This window comes from Candidatus Neomarinimicrobiota bacterium, assembly GCA_022567655.1.
GTDB lineage: Bacteria > Fidelibacterota > SORT01 > SORT01 > SORT01 > JADFGO01.
In genome coordinates, this window is the sequence record JADFGO010000142.1 from 1 (window position 1) to 3,225 (window position 3,225).

Consider the following 3,225-nt stretch of genomic DNA (forward strand, 5'->3'; position numbering starts at 1 on the left):
CGATTCTCGAGAAATTCGGCGGAGACTCGATGGAGGAATTACTGGCTCGTGTCCCCAAAAAATAACATATATATTTTGGGGTTTATGGGCGTCGGTAAAAGCGTCACCGGTAAACTGTTAGCGGAAAGACTTAACCGCCAATTTGTCGATACGGACAATCTGATTGAATCTCGTGCCGGGAAACCCATAACAAAAATATTTGAGCAAGACGGTGATGAGCAATTCAGACAGTTAGAAACTTCCGTGTTGAAGGAAGTGGCTGAAGAAAATAATTCCGTTATCTCCTGCGGAGGAGGAATCGTGATGAAGGACGAAAATATGGATCTGATCCGTAAATCCGGAAGAAGTATATTTCTAAACGCATCGATCGATACACTGCTTGAGCGGGCGGGCGATTCAACTGAAAGACCTCTTCTTAATCGATTATCAGAAGAAGAAAAACGCAAAAAAATTAAAGAGATTCTGGCATTGAGGCTTCCAATCTATCTGTCGGCGGATATCACGTTGGACACAAATGATAAATCCCCTGAGGTCGTAGTTGATGAACTCATCGGACTATTGAACCGATGATTGAGCGATATGAGGAAATAATCGTGGAACTCGGTTCCCGCTCCTATCCCGTGCGGATTGGAAACGGGATTTCTACTGCTATTGGCGCCGAACTGAATAAGCTAAAAGCCGGAAACAAAATCGGTATCGTGACTGACGAAAATGTTGCAAAACTTTATCTTAAACCGATAGTTGATTCGCTTGAATCAGCAGGATTTGATGTCACTTCTCTGACAATCCCTCCGGGAGAAGCATCAAAATCCTTATCCGTGATTTCTGATTTATACGACACTTTCCTGAATAACCGTTTCGAGCGAAACTCGACAATCCTTTCATTAGGAGGCGGCGTTGTGGGAGATGTGGCCGGATTCGCAGCCGCAACATTACTTCGGGGCGTAAATTACATACAGCTCCCCACCACACTCCTGGCGCAGGTGGATTCCAGCGTCGGCGGAAAGGTCGGAATCAATCACTCTAAAGGGAAAAACCTCATCGGCGCTTTCTATCAGCCCAAAGCGGTCATCATCGACACTGATTTTCTACTGACCCTCCCTCAGCGGGAAATACACTGCGGCATGGCAGAAGTAATTAAATACGGACTTATACTTGACAGCGAATTTACCGATTTTATATCGGACAATTTCCCGGCACTCCCGGACGATAAGCACAACGAGTTTCTCGGTAGAATAATAAAACGATGCGTGGAACTTAAGGCTGAAGTGGTTCGCGTGGACGAGAAAGAGAACGATTACCGCAGGATTCTGAATTTCGGTCATACCGTCGGACATGGTGTGGAGGCGATAGTTCCCCGGGGCAGTATCACTCACGGTGAAGCGATCGCGTTCGGAATGAAGGCAGCTGTCCGTTTATCCGAACGGCTTGGTCTTCTGAATTCCGACGCTGCTGCAAAAGCTCTAAGATTGTTGGATTCGATTCCCGTTCACATTTCTGTCAAAGAACTGGACGTCGAAAAAATATTGGACAGTATGAAATCAGACAAAAAGGTCAGAGATGGAGAAATCCATTTTGTTCTACTCGATAAAATCGGAAATACGGTTATCCGTTCAGGTATAGACGAAAAAATGATAAAAGAGTCTATCGAAAAAACACAGCAGGCTATGCAATGAAAATTATAATTATCAACGGTCCGAACCTGAATCTTCTCGGCGAGCGTGAACCCGAAATTTACGGCAGACTAACGCTTGAACAACTCAATAAAAAGATTGTAGAACATACTCAGGGAAAGAAAGTTGAACTCACCTTTTTCCAGTCAAACCACGAAGGGGAGATTATTGACCAGCTTCATAAGTACCGGAAAGATTGTGACGGATATATTCTGAATCCCGGGGCGTTCACGCATTATTCGTATGCCATCCGTGACGCAGTGGCAGGCGTCTCACCGCCCGTAGTGGAAGTGCATCTTAGCGATATAAACTCACGTGAGGATTTCAGGAAAATCTCCGTCATTGAACCTGTCGCCGCCAAACAATTTTCCGGCAGCGGCGTCGATAGCTATCTCAATGCGATCGATTTCCTGCTGGAGAAACGATAATAAAGCGGAGTGAGGATGCGGCCTGTCCGACCGATGCCAGGCGGGCAATTTCAGCACCAACTGCGGTGGCCCTTTCGACCCGTATGCGCTACTCTTTACACACCCCGTCTTCCGGCTCAGCCGGAAGCCACCCCTCTTATTAGAGGGGAATTAGGGAAATCTTTTAATTGGAGAACCCACCTCCTGCCCCCACCTTAAAAAAGAGGAAAAGCACGAATTGCCTCTTTCATTGCGAGTCGGGGCTTGTTCCGAAGGTCACGAAGGACTCCCTTGGAGAACTCCTCCGTATGAATGTAGGGGATGCAGATCTGCATCCCCTACGGAGTTTCACGAAAATTATTTGAGCAGCAACATCTTCTTAGAGATTGAAGCACTGCCAATTTGCAGGCGGTAAAAGTAGATTCCCGAAGCGCTGTTTTCTGCATTCCAGTTCGCTGAATATATTCCCGGAATTTGATATTCATCAACTATTGTCGCCACTCTTTCGCCTCTTAAATTATAAATCGAAAGAGTTACATTTCCCGCCTTTGTCAATGCATAATCGATGCTTGTTACGGGATTGAACGGATTTGGATAGTTCTGCGAAAGAGTGAACTCCATTGGGAGAGACTCATCTTCATCGGCAACCGATACTATTACCGGTATCGGGAGAGTGTCCCCGCTTGACTGTCTATAACGTTCGGCAAACTCCTGAACGTACAAATTAGCTATAAGACCGTCGTATATTATAATCGTGTTTTCGTTATTCCTTGTCTCCGCAGCCTCGGATACCGTCCACCAGCTCCGGAGGCGATACTGACCACCGAAATAGGAAATTACTTAACAAAAGATGAGATATTTAACGCAATCTAAACGCTTACTGTGTAACATAAAGGGTGGTACAAAGAGTGGGGCAGGTCACATGATATTTAACATTGTGCGTTCATAGCGCAAATTATTTAATCCGAAAAAGGAGAGTGAAAATGAAGGTAATCGATACTGTTACCAGAACATCACTGACTCCTGCCGTAATAATGCTGTTGACGATCACGGCTACCGCCCAGGACAAACTACTTCTAAGCGAAGTAGTAGTAACACCCACGGTGGGAGAGATGGTAGAAATTTACAATCCCGGCTCCGCATCC

General features: G+C 45.7%; 5 protein-coding genes. 4 read left to right on the forward strand and 1 reads right to left on the reverse strand.

All coding sequences use genetic code 11. From position 1 onward, the window contains the following. Positions 1-48: 48 nt before the first annotated feature. Genes IID12_10155 through aroQ form a run of 3 tightly spaced genes read left to right on the forward strand, consistent with a single transcriptional unit; the run spans position 49 to position 2,101 of the window. Positions 49-570 (forward strand): shikimate kinase, encoded by a 522-nt coding sequence (locus IID12_10155; GenBank protein ID MCH8289445.1) that lies wholly within the window; start codon positions 49-51, stop codon positions 568-570. Continuing rightward, positions 567-1,676, forward strand: coding sequence for a 3-dehydroquinate synthase (locus IID12_10160; GenBank protein MCH8289446.1), 1,110 nt, complete (start codon positions 567-569; stop codon positions 1,674-1,676). The genes IID12_10155 and IID12_10160 overlap by 4 nt, the downstream gene beginning before the upstream one ends. Beyond that, the gene (aroQ, locus tag IID12_10165; protein MCH8289447.1) at positions 1,673-2,101 is read left to right on the forward strand and encodes a type II 3-dehydroquinate dehydratase; all 429 of its coding nucleotides are present in this window, start codon (positions 1,673-1,675) and stop codon (positions 2,099-2,101) included. Before IID12_10160 ends, aroQ begins: the two co-directional genes overlap by 4 nt. Before the next feature lie 336 nt (positions 2,102-2,437). Here aroQ and IID12_10170 read toward each other — a convergent pair whose 3' ends face one another. Continuing rightward, positions 2,438-2,803 carry a T9SS type A sorting domain-containing protein gene (locus IID12_10170; protein MCH8289448.1) on the reverse strand — a complete coding sequence of 122 codons (366 nt, stop codon included), beginning with the start codon at positions 2,801-2,803 and terminating at the stop codon, positions 2,438-2,440. Positions 2,804-3,063: 260 nt separating this feature from the next. On the opposite strand from IID12_10170, the gene IID12_10175 reads away from it, so the two are divergent. Beyond that, positions 3,064-3,225 (forward strand): hypothetical protein (locus IID12_10175; protein MCH8289449.1); only part of this gene is annotated, 162 nt, incomplete at its 3' end.